Here is a 14637-nt window from a genome sequence, read left to right as displayed (position 1 = left end):
AGGACGTGGATCCCTCAACGGGCCTGCCTTGCGAGCATGGTGGCCTGCAGCGCGAGAATCTGAAGCTGCCGGACACTCTCATCACGGCTCTTCCGGACCCGGCGTTCGATCAGGCTGACTACCGGCTCACACCGGCGACCGTCACTCGGTACCTGGACGACGAGGTCCTCGTCGATCTCGGCGATCGTAGCTTCACCGTCCTGCATGTTCCCGGCCATAGCCCTGGTGGCATAGCTCCGTACGAAGAAGCGACCCGAGTCTTGTTCTCCGGCGACACGGTCTACGACGACGAACTGATCGACGAAGGCAGCCCGGGAGCTACCGCAGATCGATGCAGCGTATTCGGGAGCTACCTGTGCGGCGTTGCCACGCCGGCCACGCTGAGTCGTTCGACGGTCCAGGGCTGCAGCATGTCATCGACAGCTACCTGACTGACTCCACCCACCAGTCCTGACCTCCGGCCGCTGGACGACTCCCACAACGCTGGGTCCGTCGCGGTCGGTCTGGCACAGCTTAGTTGTTGGCAAGACTTGGGGCGCCTGCCTGATGAAAAGGCTCCGCCAGCAGCGACGGGTCCACCTCCGAACTCCAGCCAACCAGCCCTCGTGCGTCGGTCTTGCCCGTTGAAGACCCGTAGCCAAGAGCTCGTCACTCCGGCGGCGGCGCAGCATCTTGGAGATGGTCGTGGACCGGCCGCCTACCACCAGTTGCCGCTGGGCCCCTCGGGCTCCTGCGACACACGAGCGGAGCTGGTTTGCGCGCTCGAGCTCGTGCCGGACGAGCGGGACCCGCCGCTTGGCATCGGGCCGAAGGAAGTCGCCGGTGTCACCGACCCACCGCCGGTTTCTCCAGTCGAGGGCGCGGCCGCTCCAGCCACTCCTTCCGCCACCTTCTGGCTGCCGTTGACCGCCGCGCCGGCGGCGGCCAGGCCGATGCCGATCGGGCCGACCCCCACCGCGCCTGACGCGCTGCCAGCACTCGGCGCGCCACCGCCTGAGCCGCCGAACCCGCCCCCGAAGGCCGCCCGCCCGACATTGACCGCTCCGGTCGCCAATCCACCAGCACCAGCGGCCGCCATCCCCATCCCGGCGCTCCCGGCCGCAACTGCAGACGTCAACGGAACCATGAACCGGAGCAGCGCGGGCAGTGCGAAGATCGCGAGCATCAGCATCATCATTCCGGTCGCGGTCTGGACGAAGCCGTTGCCGGACCCGCCGAAGCCGTCCTCGTTCATCTTCATCGCAGCGGCGTAGATCAGGGCCGCGGCCGGTTTATAGGCGACGAACGCCAGCGTCCAGCCGCAGTACTTCTGGAACCAGTTCTGGCCGATCTCGGTGTTGGTCGCGGCGGCAGCAAGCGGGAAGGTGCCCGCGAGCAGGATCAGCATCGCGGACCGGATCAGCATCAGCACGACCTGGACGAGCCCGGCAAGGATCGCGAACACGCCGGCCAGCATCACAACCAGGCTCGCCGCGTGGTCGAACGTCACCGGAGACAGGCCGGCCCGAATGATCAGCGTACCGAGTTCGCGCCCCAAGGTGCTGTTATCCGGATGCACGGACTTGATGATGTGCTCGGCCAGCAAATCCGACGACTCGACCAGCAACTGCAGTGTCGCCGTGCCTGCCGCACTGACCGCGACGAAGATCAATACTGCCTTCAACAGATCTTGGAGCGGTTGAGCCCGCTGTTCCCATGCAGTGCGGATAGCCGCCACCAGCACCGCCATCGTGAAGATCGACGCCGAGATCCAGAGCACGTTGCCCTGCAGGAAGTTCACGATCGCGGTGTTCGTCGGATGAGCACCGCTTGCGTTGTTCACCACCTCCGGCGTGGGCTGGTCGATCCAGATGGTGGCAACGCCGTTCATGGCCTCCATCGCACCGTCGCCGATCATCTGGGCCACCTTGTCGAAGGCGTCGCCGATGACCTCGCTGAACCCGTGGACGACGTGGCAGTTCAGATCGGCCGGTCCACACATCAGACACCACTCCAAGCCACGAAGTCGCCGAGATCACGGTGTTGCGAGAACGGCACCCCGACCGGTTCGCCGGGCGGCGGCGGTTGCACCCGCCAGTCGCCGGCGTACCAGACGAGCGTCAAGGTGAGGCTCATGTAACCCGTCTGAACCGGCACGGCGACCATCACGGTCGCCCGGTCGCGCCCGGCGTCGAGGAGCCGGAAACCGGCCACCTGGGTGACGGACGAATCCGCAGGTTCTTCCTTGCGCAGCTCGCGGATCAATGCGTCAGCGTTCACGCCCGGGACCATGAGCTTCTGGACGGTCGCGAGCACCTGTCGCTGGTCGGCAAGCGCGGCGACCACGTTGTACGCCGCGAACACGGCGCCCGTCGGCGAGTGGGCGAAACACCGCCGGAAGCCGTCGGCATCGATCCGGGCCGGTCCGTAGGCGCTCGACCGCGGTACGACGACCCGCCGACTGACCTCCCAGCTGTCGACAGCCGGCGCCTTGGTCGGCATCGTCTGATCCCCATCCGGCAGTCCACATCCCTTCCCGGTCACCCGACCGGAACCGGTGGTCGACCTGGAGACAGGCTCGGCGCCCCCGGAGCTGCTGGGCACGGTCGCCGTCACCTCCGCCGAACCGCGAGCCGCCGCGGAGGACGCCGTCCCGCTGGATGATGCGGTGTCGGAGCGGTCCGAGGTCCTGCCGCTCACCAGGATCAGTACGCCGCAGGCGAGCACCGCACCCACAACGATGCAGGACGCCACGAACGCTGGCCCGAAGGCTGACTTGCCTGTGTCCTGCTCACTCATCCCAATCCCCGATCTGCTGGACGGAACTCTGTCCGCACAAGGCCGGCAACAATCTGCCGATCCTCTCGGAGGTTGTGCACGGACGATTCACGAGCAGGAACCACAATGTCGGTGGTGTGGGACAGGGCCTGCGGGCGTTCATGATCCGACTGATACTCATCCAAATCCTTCCTCGCCGAAGTGTTCTGAGATTGCTGCTCAACCCAGTACCCGCATTGACGGGAGGTCAGAAGAGCCACGATTGTTGATCCGGGTCGTCGGCGCGGTTCCATTGGATTGCCTGGACGCCCGGGGTCGTGTTGCCGCCCGGAATCGCCAGAACCTTGTAGCAGTTGACGTTCACTACTTCATAGCCACGTACCAACGCTGGTGATCAAGACCAAACCCGCCACGCTCGACGTTGTGATGAACCGCGTTCTCTTCGTACAGGTCCTCTTCTCCGACAGCGCTCTGGGCGTGTTCCGCGACCGCGCCGCAACGGCGCCATCGACATCGCACCCGCGTCATGGTGAGTCAGCTCGAGTGGCGTTGGCATCCGCAAAATAGCCGGTTGCCGTTCGTCAGCTTCAGGTTCTGCAGTCGTGCACAACGGGCGACGCCAGTTCTTTGCGAAGGTCTTGCGTGCCTCGTGACCCGGAGGCGTTCGATCGGTACGCGGTCGAGTTTCACCGGTGCCTCGCTCGCCGGTCCGGGAGATCAGAGGCCGAGAATCTTCTCGGTCAAACCTTCCTGCTCGCCTTCGAATGGCGCCATCGGTACGTCGGATCGGCGGACCACGCGCTGCCCCGGCTCGACGACATCGCCATCAATCTCATCCGTCGCAGGCACCGGGACAAGGTCCGACAGAACCGGGCGGGCTGAGCGCAACGTCATTGTGATCTATTGGTGGGAAGACCTCAGCCAGACCGAGATCGCCGAAGCCCTCAACCTGCCCCCGGGACCGCAAGTTCTCGTCTGTACCGGGCTCGTCAATCGCTCCGATCTGCGCTCGGACCGACTTCGAGGAGACACTCATGAACGAACTCGGGCAGCTCGAGCGGGTAGGCAGCGACGTGGCGGATCTCCACCCACAGGCACTGAGCCGAGCCCGTGAGCAGCCCCACCGGTTCCAAAGACGTAGTGTTGCTATCCAGTGGGACTGTGCCAACGATCCGGACCAGCAGTGGACCCTTTGAACCGTCCCGGGTTTGATGCACCCTCGGTTATGTGAGTGCGACCGGTCGGTCGTCTCGGGTTTGTGCATAGTAGTCGGCCTCGGCTTCGGCGGGTGGGCGTCGGCCGAGGCGGTGCATGAGCCGGCTGGTGTTGTACCAGTGGACCCAGTCGGCGGTGATGGCCTCGAGGTTGCTGAGGCCGGTCAGTGGTCCGCGGCGAAAGGGGGAGTCGTCGCGGACGCATTCGGTCTTGTAGAGCCCGATGGTGGTCTCGGCCAGGGCGTTGTCGTAGGCGTCGCCCACGGTCCCGATCGAGGGGCTGAGACCGTGCAGTTGCAGGGTCTCGGTGAAGTGCAGCGAGGTATATTGGGCGATCCTGCGTCCGAGTGGTGAATCGTCTTGTTTTGCAGAGGTTTCCCTTCTCTGAGGCGCAGTTCGGCAGCCTGTCTGATGGCGCGTTCGACGAACGTGGTGTGCTTGGACATCGAGCTCTCCCAGCCCGCGATGAAGCCGGCGAAGGCGTCGATCACGAACGCGGTGTAGGCGAACGCGCCGCCGGCCAGCCGCACGTAGGTGAAGTCCGCGACCATCAGCCGGTTCGGTGCCGGCACCCGGAACTGGCGGTTGACCAGGTCTGGTGCCCGGTCCGCGGCCGGATCCGGGACCGTGGTGCGTGGCTTCTTCGCGCGGGTCGCGCCCCGCCAGCCGTTGGCCTTCATGAGCCGCTCGACCGTGCAGCGCGCCACCTCGAAGCCTTGCCGGTTGAGGTGGGCCCACATCTTCAACGAGCCGTACAGCGACTCCGGCGCCCGCCGACGGTGCTGGTCGTGCTCGTCGGGTTCGTAGTACCCGGCCAGCACCTCGGTCACCGCCAACTCCCACAGAGCACGTTTCGACGGCGCCCGCCGGGCCCAGGCGTAGTAGGTCCTCGGGGCGATCTGGCAGCCGTGCGCGCTCAACGCAGCGCAGATCGAAGCGACCCCGAACCGAGCCCTGTGCTCGGCGATGAACCGGCAGATCACCGCTGTCGCGGGTCGCTCTCCCGCACGAAGAAACTCGTCGCCGCCTTCAAGATCTCGATCGTCTGCTCCAGCTCGGCGTTCTTCCGCTTCAACTCCCGGATCTCCCGCACCTGCGCCGTCGACACCCCATCAACCTCACCGGCGTCGACCGCTGCCTGGCGAACCCACCGGCGCAGCGTTTCCGGTGTCATCCCGAGCCGGCCCGCGACCGTGGTGATCGCCTCCCACTCACTGGCGTAATCACTCCGGTGCTCGGTCACCAACCGGACCGCCTTGGGGACTGTCAAACGAACGGTGTAACTCGGGTTGAAGAGGGTTAGTTTCGTCCGGCGGCGAGGCGGCCGTCGAAGGCGATCTCGAAGGCGTTGAGTGCGGGTTTCCAGCGCATGGTCCAGCGTTTGCGGCCGGTGCCGGTCGGGTCCAGGCTCATGACCGCGAGGTAGACGCACTTGAGCGCTGCTTGTTCGTTGGGGAAGTGGCCGCGGGCCTTGACCGCGCGGCGGATCCGGGCGTTCACGGACTCGATCGCGTTGGTGGAACAGATCACCTTGCGGATCTCGGGATCGAAGGCCAGGAACGGCACGAACTCGGCCCAGGCGTTGTCCCACAACCTGACGATCGCCGGGTAATGCCCGCTCCAGGCCTCGGCGAACTCGGCGAAGCGTTCCTTGGCGGCGGCCTCGGTCGGCGCGGTGTAGACGGGCTTGAGGACGGCTGCGATGGCGGCCCAGTGCTGCCGGCCGGCATAGCGGAAGCTGTTGCGGAGTAGGTGCACGATGCAGGTCTGGGTGATCGCTCGTGGCCATACCGTCCCGATCGCGTCCGGCAGGCCCGGCTAGGCCGTCACACACGACCATCAACACGTCCGCGACGCCACGGTCCTTGAGTTCGGTCAGCACGTGCAGCCAGTACTTCGCGCCCTCACCGCCGTCACCGGCCCACAACCCCAAGATGTCGCGGTGCCCTTCGCACGTCACCGCCAACGCGACGTAGATCGGCCGGTTCGACACCTGCCCGTCGCGGACCTTGACGTGGATGGCGTCGATGAACAGCACCGGATACACCGCATCCAGCGGCCGGTTCTGCCACTCCACCATCCCCTCGACCACCTTGTCGGTGATCGTGGAGATCGTCTGCCGCGACACCTGCGCGCCATACACCTCGGCCAGGTGCGCGGAAATCTCACCGGTCGTCAGCCCCTTGGCCGACAACAAGATCACCATCTCGTCCACACCCGACAACCGCTTCTGCCGCTTCGCCACGATCCGCGGCTCGAAACTCGCCTCCCGATCCCGCGGCACATCGATCTCGACCTCGCCGACATCGGTCAGCACGGTCTTGGACCGCACACCGTTACGCGAGTTCCCCGTCCCGCGCCCGGCCGGGTCGTGCTTGTCATAGCCCAGGTGATCGGTGATCTCACCCTCGAGCGCGGACTCCAGAACCCGCTTGGTCAACTGCTGCAGCAACCCGCCCTCGCCGCTCAGCTGGAGCCCACCAGCCCGAGCCCGGCCCACCAACTGCTCGACCAGCTGCTCGTCCAGGCCATCCAGCCCCGGCACGGGCCTCGGCTCCTCAGCGTGCTCCACGTCAGACATCATCTCGGTCATCAGATCTACTCCCACGATCGGGGAGTTACACCGAACTTCTTACAGTCCCCCGCCTTGGCCCTGGTCTGCTCGTCGTACTTCCTCGGCATGGATGCCACCTTCCCAACGAAGGAGGTGTGCATCAAACCCGGGGTGGTTCAATCGGCGTGGGTGGGTGGCTGATGATCGAGTGGTGCTTCGTCCGGGTGTGATTTCCGACGAGCTGTGGGCGGTCGTGGAGCCGGTGCTGCCGTCGGATGTGGGTCGCCGGGTCGTCCGTGGAACGATCACCGGCTGACGCTGGAGGCGATCGCGTGGCGGTTCGGACCGGTGCTCCGTGGCGTGATCTGACGTCTGGGTTCGGTGCGTGGCAGTCGGGGCTTGTCAAGGTTTCTGGGTCAGTGGTGGTCCTGTTCGGTGGTTATAGGTGTGGGTTGATGCGGTCGGGGTAGGCGAGCGCGCTCGGGCCTACCTTGATCAGCCCCGGGATCAGCCCACCGTCACCGGTCAGCTCGATCTCGCCGGCATCGATCCTCGCGAACGGCGCCTCCAACGCGCCGGACGCCGCCAACTCCTCGACCCACGTCCGCGTCACGAAACGGGCGCTGCTGCGCTCGATCACCTGGGACGAGGGCGCCGAGATGACTCGCCACACCACGATCACGGCGACGCTCGGGGCACCGATCTACTTCTGCGACTCCCACTCACCCTGGCAGCGCGGCTCGAACGAGAACTCCAACGGCCTCGTGCGCCAGTACTTCCCGAAAGGCACCGACCTCAGGATCCATACCCCACAACACCTGCGCGCCGTCGAGAACGAGATCAACCATCGCGCCCCGCCGTGTCATCGGCGACTACCCGCCGAGCTCTTCACCGCACTGCTAGCGTCGGCGACGCATCCGTGTGCGACGTTGACTAGAACCCGCCCCGCCGCAAGGGGGTGAGTTTTCAACCGTCGTGACAGTTGCTTCATGTCCCTGGATTTGCTGATCAGCTGTCGGTTCCTGGTGTTCCCGGGGCGCCGGGTGGGTTTGGCGCCCCGGGAACTGACGGCCCGTGCAGGGGATTGGGCCGTGGCGACGGCCAAGTGAGGCAGGTCGTCGCAGCTCGACCGCGGGCAACGGTGAAGGCCCGACAACTGTTGCTGTTCCACGAAATCGTGATCGCGCTTCATCAGTACGCCTGGGCGAGACGCCCGAACAGGTGGCACCTGCCTATCGTGCGCCGATGAGGGTGCGCACGGCATCCTGAATATCGCCTGCGCGTCAGCCAGCCAGGTCCAGGTCGCGGAGCTGGGTCCGCGATGCGATGCCTGTCTTCGCGAAGATCTTGCGGAGGTGGTAGTCGACCGTCCGCGGGCTGAGGAAGAGTTGTGCAGCTGCTTCCTTCGATGACATCCCGGTGGCGACAAGCCTGGCGATCTGGCGTTCTTGCGGCGTCAAGTGACTCAGTTCTGCGACGTGCCGCCGTCGAACAGACTCTCCCGTAGCGCGGAGCTCGGCCTCCGCTCGCCGGGCCCACGGGCCCGCGTCGAACACGCGAAAAGTTTCTGCCGCGGCTCTCAGATGTTGGCGTGCCTCTGTCTGCCGGCGTTCGCGTCGGAGGAACTCTCCAAACAAGAGTTGAGTGCGCGCTCGGCTGACAGCAGGCCCGTGTGTCATCTCCAGTTCGAGCGCTCGCACGAAGCCGTCCTCAGCCACTGCACCAACACCCAAAAGTGCCCGCGACCGCTCGAGCAGTGCGTGGGCCCATGGGGATCTTGATGAACAGGACCACTCTTCGAGCCTCGTGAGGGCGGCTCTCGCACGCTCGGGTTGGCCTGCCCGTACGGCGGCCTCGACAAGGTCGGCAGCAAACGCCAGAGACACGCCGATGTGCCGCGCACTGCGATCGAGTTGATCGAGACGATCGAGTGCTCGTTGCGGGCGGCCCAGGGCTAGATCAAGTAGTCCAAGTGCAGCCATCGCACGGGCCTCGGGGTACGCCAGGCCGTGCCGGGCGGACATTTCGAAGACCTGAGCGGCGCAATCCACCGTGTGTTCCTCATTACCTCGCAATGCGCTGACTGTGGCGAGGGTGCTGAGATGCACCGCGATCGACGGAACCTGCTTGGAGTCGGTAGCAACTTGCAGACCCTCCAAGGCTGCGGTTTCCGCCTTCAAGGGCGCATCCGCGAGTTCGGCCACTGACAACAACTCGAGAGCCTGAGCCAGACTCGTTAGGGCTCCAGTCGCGCGAAAACCGGAGGCCGCGATCACGCCGAACGAGCGGGCCTGTTGCAGGTCTCCTAGGTAGGCAGCCGCGGTCCCTGCCCAGAGACAGCGAGCAGGATCGTCGTCCTCAGCCACAGCATCCATTGTTGAGCGCAGCAGCGGCGCAGCCGCGTCAATCCCTGAACTCAGCAGCGTAGCGACGCCGTTTGTGAGCATCACCGCGGGCAGGATAGATGCGGCATCGATGGCGTCCGTGAGACGTCCTGCCGCGACCTGACGGCCGATATCCCCACCGTAGGAGGCAGCGCGCGCGGCGTCCGCGATCATCCACGCTGCGCGGCTCGGATCGTGCTCGGTCGCGCGTGTTGCCGCGCTGGTAAGCAGCTCGTAGCCGTCGAGGACGGCACCTCTAGCAACCAGGATGCGGCCACGCAGATGCGCCACGCGCGCCTCCAACTCGTGGTCGGCTACCGCGGCCTTCTCGGCAAGATGCTCTGCATCCGGCGCGGAGCCCAGTTCCCACCTGAGCTCTGCGGCCTCGACGAGAAGGCGACCACGACGGCTCCAGTCGGCGGTCAGCGTCGCTGCACGCTCGAGTGCGGCGGCGGCGGTGGTCAACGCGGCTCGGCGCCGAGCGGACCTGGCCAGGGTCTCCAGCGCTTCGCTCACGCCCTCAGCTGGATACACGGCAGCGGCCGCCCGATGCCACGTGCTGCGAGACTGATCGTGATCGGCCAGAGCCGAAGCGAGCGCGACGTGGGCCTCCTGCCTCTCATGGAAGGCCGCAGCCTGATAGACCGCGGAGCCGATCAGTGGGTGCACGAATCGCACGCGATCTTTGACTACTTGAACAAGAGCGAGACGCTCGAGTTGAGCCAGCTCGTGCAGGGAGGCGCCGAGCTGCCGAGCGGCTTCCAGGATCACTCCGAGTTCTCCTGAGTCCTCGGCGGCCGTCACCAGCAGGAGCCGTCGTACCGATGGCGCGAGAGCCTCCGCTCTGCGTAGGCAGACGCGTTCGAGACGCAGACCAAGCGAGATCCCTGGTGTGCCGCCGGCTCCGGTTGAGCTGTCGTCTCCGGTCAGTTCCACGAGCGCAAGTGGATTGCCGGCGGCGACGGTAGCTATGGCCCGCTGCAGCTGCTCGTCGGCACGAAGCTCAGGTCGGTCGTTCAGGATCGCGTCAACGGCTCCTTGGTCGAGAGCCTTCAGCGGCAGAGCTTCGAGGGTGCTCAACGCTGAGGGACAGGGGACCGCGCCTCCATCCGTCGTACGGAGAGCAAAAAGCATCGCCACTCGATCTTCCCCGAGTCGCCGCTGCGCGAATCCGAGCGCGTTGATGGACGCGGCGTCCAGCCACTGCACGTCGTCGACCAGGCAGACAACTGGCCGATGCTCCGCGAGCATCGACAGAAGACTCACGGTGCTCCCCGAGATCGAGAGCTGGTTGTCGTGGGCGGTCGGCGACAGGCCAAGTGCTCCACGGAGCGCGGTGGCCTGACTCTCCGGGATCCTGTCGATCTCGTCGAAGACCGGATGGAGCAGGCCGTGCAGCCCTGCGAATGGGAGCTGGCTCTCAGCATCGACACCGGATACTCGGAGGACCAACATGTCAGCCGCTTGTTCCGCCGCATAGTTCAGCAACGTTGACTTGCCGATGCCGGCTTCACCACTCAGCAGCAGCGCGTCGAAGCGTCCGCCGCGGACTCGTCTGAGAAGATGGTCGATTCTGTTCAGCTCAGGCCGCCGGCCGTACACCTTCGACGCGCGGTCCTCAGGCGCGCGGTCATCACGTTCGCTGGCTGCGGCGGGCTGTTGCATGGTCCCGTCTCGTTGCTCGTGCCGATGACGATGCGGCACGTCACGAATCCTCACGGCCCAACCCCTTCTGACAATCGTCTCTTTGCCGGCCTCTTAGGCCCGCGTCCTGAAGCAGAGCTTCTACGCGCTCACGGTGTGCCGGAGCTACGGTGGCCCAAGTCGTGCGGGCTGCACGGTTGTCGAGCTGCCCCATGGTCCCGAACCACCACCGGCCTTGGTGCTGTGCGAAAACCAGTTCACCGTGGATACCGATGGGCGAATGTGCTGCCAAGACGACGCGGTGGGCCGTACAGCGCGTGATCGCCCAACCGGCAATCCGGTTCCGCGCGAGCGGGTTCACTCGCAAGCCCAGGAGGAGCCCGGCGGTGAGCAGGTGCCCAGGGGTGGTCAGGGGCCTCTCGGCGAGGACGCAGCGCGCCCATTGGACGGCATCTTCACGACCAACAGGTGAGCAGAGACTGACGACGGCATCCTCGTAGTCGACGCGGTCCAAGGTTCTCAGATTCCTGACTGCCATCGGAAGGCAGGGACGCCTCCGCACCGTCATGAACTCGCCAGTCATCACTTCCTCCGAGGAAGGATCTTGCTCCACACCAACACTGAACCAGATGGTACATCATAGGTAGGGGTGTGATGTAGATCGACGAATTGGTTCCATGCGCCGACTTCGCCGAGTTTCATGCCCGGCTGATAGATGCACCGGCTGACGCGGTGTGGCAGGCGTTAGTGTTCCTGCCGATGGTGGAGCTCAAGATCCTTCGGGCCCTGATGGCGATCCATACGGCTCCGGCGCGACTCCGCCGACGGCGGGTATCCGCATGACTGGCACCTTGCTGGGGTCAGTGCCAGTTCCGATCCTTCGGTTCGACGCACCTCGTTATGCGCTGGCCGGCGGATCGGCAGACGATGGGTCAGCGATTCATCCGGTCCGCACCTGAACTGTGAAGCACTCCTCGCGTTCGGTTGACCGGGGGTGGGTGAAGGTCGCCATCGACTTTCGATTCTGTGATTTGCGAGGGCAGACGCTGGTCTGTACCGAGACGCGAGTGATCCCTACGGATCCCGGCAGGCGTCGCAGGCTGTCGGTCTACTGGAAGAGCGTCCCGGCCTTCTGGGCACTCACTCGCTCGGCTGATGACCGAGCTCGAGCAGGAAGTGATGGGCGCTGATGTCGTATCGCTCGCGGAGATAGAAGCGATGGGCGTCATGGCGGTGAACCCGACTGTCCAGGTCTATCGCAGTGCACCTCAGCTCTACCGCTCGGCCGCGGAGATGGCTGAGCAAGGCTGATCCCACTCCATGCCCGCGATGGCTCCTGGCCACCACCAGGTCGTCGATGTGCAGCTTCCGGTCCGAATAGGTCGTGGTCATCACCCGCCAGCCGGCTACGCCGACAGGCCCACCCGGCTCGAAGCAGACCGTGAACCTGAGGCCTTCCGGCTCAGCCTCCTTGGCAACTGCGCGGAATGTGTCAAGCGTCAGATGCGGTCGCAACTCGGCGAGGACCGGAAAAGCCTCCGTCCAGCGGTGGTCTCCGGCGCCGAGATCGTGGAACTCGAACAACGCTACTCCTACTCGTCGCGGCCAACTTTGCCGCAATGTACCAGATGGTTTACTGGCTGGCGAGCGCACTGTTAGGCATGTGGCGGAACCCGGAATCACTATGTACCATGTGGTTCATGTCTTCTATGAAGTCCGTCGACCTCGGTGACGTCGGTCAGTGGGAGTCGTTCGTTGCCGGCGTCCTCGGCGATGACGCCACACTCATAGTGAACATGGGGCCACAGCATCCTTCGACGCATGGGCCGATGCGATTCACCCTCGAACTGTCAGGCGAGACCATCGTCGACGTCCGGCCGGCAATCGGCTTCCTGCACACCGGAATCGAGAAGTCGATGGAGTACCGGACATGGACGCAGGCGGTCACCTTCTGCACGCGCATGGACTATGTCGCGCCCCTGTTCAACGAGGCTGTATATGTGAGGGCGGTCGAGGCTCTGCTCGGAATTGAGGATGACGTTCCTCAGCGCGCCCTTGATCTGCGGATCTTGGTGATGGAGCTCAACCGGATCACCTCCCATTTGGTTGCTATCGGCACCGGAGGGCTGGAGATCGGGGCACTAACTGTGATGACAGTCGCCATGCGTGAGAGGGAGCGATGCCTGGATGTGCTGGAAGCAGTCACCGGCCTGCGGATGAACCACGCGTACGTGCGGCCCGGGGGTGTGGCGATGGACCTGCCCCCTGGGGCGCTGTATCAACTCGACGAGTTGGTGGTCACCCTGCGGAAGCACATCCCGGAGATCGCCGCACTTTGTAATGGAAATCCGACGTTCCGAGCGCGCCTCTGCGACGTCGGTTACCTGTCGCTCGAGGCCTGCATGGCGCTGGGAGTTACCGGCCCTGTCCTCCGGTCGACTGGCTACGCCTGGGATCTACGCAGAACCCAGCCTTACTGGGGCTATGACACCTACGACTTCGACGTCGCGACCTGGGACACTGCGGACAGCTACGGGCGGTTCAGGATCCGATTGGAGGAGATCTGGCAGTCGCTTCGGATACTCGAACAATGCGTTCGGCGTCTGGGGGACCAAGCCGGACCGGTGATGGTGGCGGACAAGAAGATCGCCTGGCCGGCGCAGCTCGCGATCGGCGTCGACGGCCTGGGCAACTCGGCAGACCATGTCCGGCACATCATGGGCGAGTCGATGGAGGCGCTGATACATCACTTCAAGCTCGTCAGCGAAGGCTTTCGGGTACCAGCCGGCCAGGTGTACAGGAGCATCGAATCGCCGCGTGGCGAAATAGGCTGTCATCTCGTCTCGGATGGCGGCACCCATCCGTATCGCGCGCACATGCGCGATCCGTCGTTCAGCAATCTGCAGTCCGTTCCGATCATGTGTATCGGCGGCCAGGTCGCGGATTTCATCGTTGCGCTCGCCAGCATCGATCCCGTCTGTGGTGGCGTCGACCGTTGACCGATGAGGTCCAGAGCAAGAGGAGTATCGATGTCAGAATTTCGCAGTGCAATTGAGGCTCGCGACATCGACAGCGTGATCAAGTTGCTGTCGGACGACGTCGTGTTCCGGAGTCCTGTCGTCCATCGAGCGTATCGCGGCTGTGAGTCCGCCGGCGCCGTCATCGGAGCCGTTGCTGGGGTGTTCGAGGACTTCCGTTACGTGCACGAGTTTGCGACACCTGATGGGATGGGTGAGGCGCTGACCTTCCGTGCTCGGGTCGGTGACAAGGACATCGACGGGTGTGACTTCGTGATGCTCGACGACTCCGGCTCCGTCCGGGAGCTCATGGTCATGATTCGTCCCTTGTCAGGCCTGATGGCGCTGACCGACGCGATGCGCAGCATCCTCGAACGCGAGGGGTGAGTCGGATCATCACGAGTCTGATCACGTCATGAGGGCAACGGTCTCGATCATGATCGCTGCGCCGCCGGAGATGGTGTGTGCTCTGTACGCCGACTACTCGAGGTGGCCTGAAATCTTCCCGACGATCTCGCACGTTCGGCTGCTGTGGCACAAAGGCACGCAGGTGGATGTCGAAGTAACGCATCGGGAAGGCATGGTCGTCAACACGATGGACGTCCGGCCCCCGGGCCGGATTGATCTGTGGGAGCTGAAGCTCCGCTACAACGCATGGTTCAGCAATCGGTTCGAGTGCATTCCCGCCGGCACCCTCTTTACCGTGGATGGCCATATACGGCTAAAGGGCTGGGTCCGCTGGCTGAGCCCGCTCCTGGGCTGGTTCGTGCGACGTCAGATGAAGCGGTACCAGCTCTTGCCGATCAAACGAGTAGCCGAGGCCGATTTCCAGAAGCTGGCCAAGGACACCGAGAACATCGAAGATACGGGAGCTCGATAGCGGTCAGACCACCATCCGCGTCCTGCTCGGTCTGCTGCGCGGTGATGCCGGTGATGTCTCGCTGCTCGGCGGGGACCCGTGGCACGACAGGGCGGGCCTTACCCCCGGTTCGTGGACACGGTGGTGGATTTACGCCGCTGACGGGAGCGTAGCGGGGTAGAGGGTTTCGTAGGTGTTCGGGGATTGG

At 64.8% G+C, this 14637-nt stretch carries 11 protein-coding genes and 4 pseudogenes; 6 read left to right on the top strand and 9 right to left on the bottom strand.

Annotated features, from left to right (window positions below; genetic code table 11):
• The first annotated feature begins 5 nt into the window (after positions 1-5).
• On the top strand, positions 6-431 hold the full coding sequence (locus EV651_RS25025) for an MBL fold metallo-hydrolase (protein ID WP_238157174.1): 426 nt from the start codon (positions 6-8) through the stop codon (positions 429-431).
• Positions 432-697: 266 nt separating this feature from the next.
• On the opposite strand, the gene EV651_RS25020 is transcribed toward EV651_RS25025, so the two are convergent.
• The 6 genes and pseudogenes from EV651_RS25020 to EV651_RS25005 form a co-directional block, all read right to left on the bottom strand.
• Entirely contained in the window at positions 698-1981 is a 1284-nt protein-coding gene (locus tag EV651_RS25020) for a hypothetical protein (protein ID WP_133787696.1), read from the bottom strand.
• Positions 1981-2778 (bottom strand): hypothetical protein, encoded by a 798-nt coding sequence (locus EV651_RS25015; RefSeq protein WP_133787695.1) that lies wholly within the window; start codon positions 2776-2778, stop codon positions 1981-1983. The genes EV651_RS25020 and EV651_RS25015 overlap by 1 nt, the downstream gene beginning before the upstream one ends.
• Before the next feature lie 226 nt (positions 2779-3004).
• Positions 3005-3121 carry a hypothetical protein gene (locus EV651_RS43345; protein WP_370353306.1) on the bottom strand — a complete coding sequence of 39 codons (117 nt, stop codon included), beginning with the start codon at positions 3119-3121 and terminating at the stop codon, positions 3005-3007.
• Positions 3122-3474: 353 nt separating this feature from the next.
• Positions 3475-3606, bottom strand: a complete 132-nt coding sequence (locus EV651_RS43015; protein WP_255512239.1) for a hypothetical protein — start codon at positions 3604-3606, stop codon at positions 3475-3477.
• Positions 3607-3980: 374 nt separating this feature from the next.
• Positions 3981-5241 (bottom strand): annotated as a pseudogene (locus tag EV651_RS25010) (IS3 family transposase).
• Between the two features lie 29 nt (positions 5242-5270).
• Positions 5271-6552: pseudogene (locus tag EV651_RS25005) on the bottom strand (IS256 family transposase).
• A 166-nt stretch (positions 6553-6718) separates the two neighbouring features.
• Between EV651_RS25005 and EV651_RS43340 the strand changes: the two are divergent.
• Positions 6719-6841: a hypothetical protein gene (locus tag EV651_RS43340; protein ID WP_370353304.1), complete on the top strand. Its 123-nt coding sequence runs from the start codon at positions 6719-6721 to the stop codon at positions 6839-6841.
• A 174-nt stretch (positions 6842-7015) separates the two neighbouring features.
• On the opposite strand, the pseudogene EV651_RS41525 reads toward EV651_RS43340, so the two are convergent.
• Positions 7016-7165, bottom strand: a pseudogene (locus tag EV651_RS41525) (IS256 family transposase); the annotation flags it as partial.
• On the opposite strand from EV651_RS41525, the pseudogene EV651_RS42540 reads away from it, so the two are divergent.
• Positions 7149-7487: pseudogene (locus EV651_RS42540) on the top strand (IS30 family transposase); the annotation flags it as partial. The pseudogenes EV651_RS41525 and EV651_RS42540 sit on opposite strands and share 17 nt — an antisense overlap.
• A 321-nt stretch (positions 7488-7808) precedes the next feature.
• Here the strand turns inward: EV651_RS42540 and EV651_RS24995 are convergent.
• Together EV651_RS24995 and EV651_RS43335 are read right to left on the bottom strand one after the other, a co-directional pair.
• Positions 7809-10574 (bottom strand): LuxR family transcriptional regulator, encoded by a 2766-nt coding sequence (locus EV651_RS24995; protein ID WP_133787694.1) that lies wholly within the window; start codon positions 10572-10574, stop codon positions 7809-7811.
• Between the two features lie 1119 nt (positions 10575-11693).
• Complete coding sequence (locus tag EV651_RS43335; RefSeq protein ID WP_370353302.1) at positions 11694-12206, bottom strand: GNAT family N-acetyltransferase; 513 nt, start codon at positions 12204-12206, stop codon at positions 11694-11696.
• A gap of 56 nt (positions 12207-12262) precedes the next feature.
• Between EV651_RS43335 and EV651_RS24985 the strand changes: the two genes are divergently transcribed.
• From EV651_RS24985 to EV651_RS24975, 3 genes are read left to right on the top strand one after another with little or no spacing between them, the layout of a single operon-like run.
• Positions 12263-13552 (top strand): NADH-quinone oxidoreductase subunit D, encoded by a 1290-nt coding sequence (locus tag EV651_RS24985; RefSeq protein WP_238157201.1) that lies wholly within the window; start codon positions 12263-12265, stop codon positions 13550-13552.
• A 30-nt stretch (positions 13553-13582) separates the two neighbouring features.
• Positions 13583-13957 (top strand): nuclear transport factor 2 family protein, encoded by a 375-nt coding sequence (locus tag EV651_RS24980; protein ID WP_133787691.1) that lies wholly within the window; start codon positions 13583-13585, stop codon positions 13955-13957.
• Between the two features lie 28 nt (positions 13958-13985).
• Complete coding sequence (locus tag EV651_RS24975; RefSeq protein WP_133787690.1) at positions 13986-14450, top strand: SRPBCC family protein; 465 nt, start codon at positions 13986-13988, stop codon at positions 14448-14450.
• Positions 14451-14637 lie beyond the last annotated feature (187 nt).

This window comes from Kribbella sp. VKM Ac-2571 (genome assembly GCF_004362255.1).
Lineage (GTDB): Bacteria > Actinomycetota > Actinomycetes > Propionibacteriales > Kribbellaceae > Kribbella > Kribbella pratensis.
The sequence above is the reverse complement of the archived record's forward strand: the minus strand, read 5'-3'. Positions and strand labels throughout refer to the sequence as shown.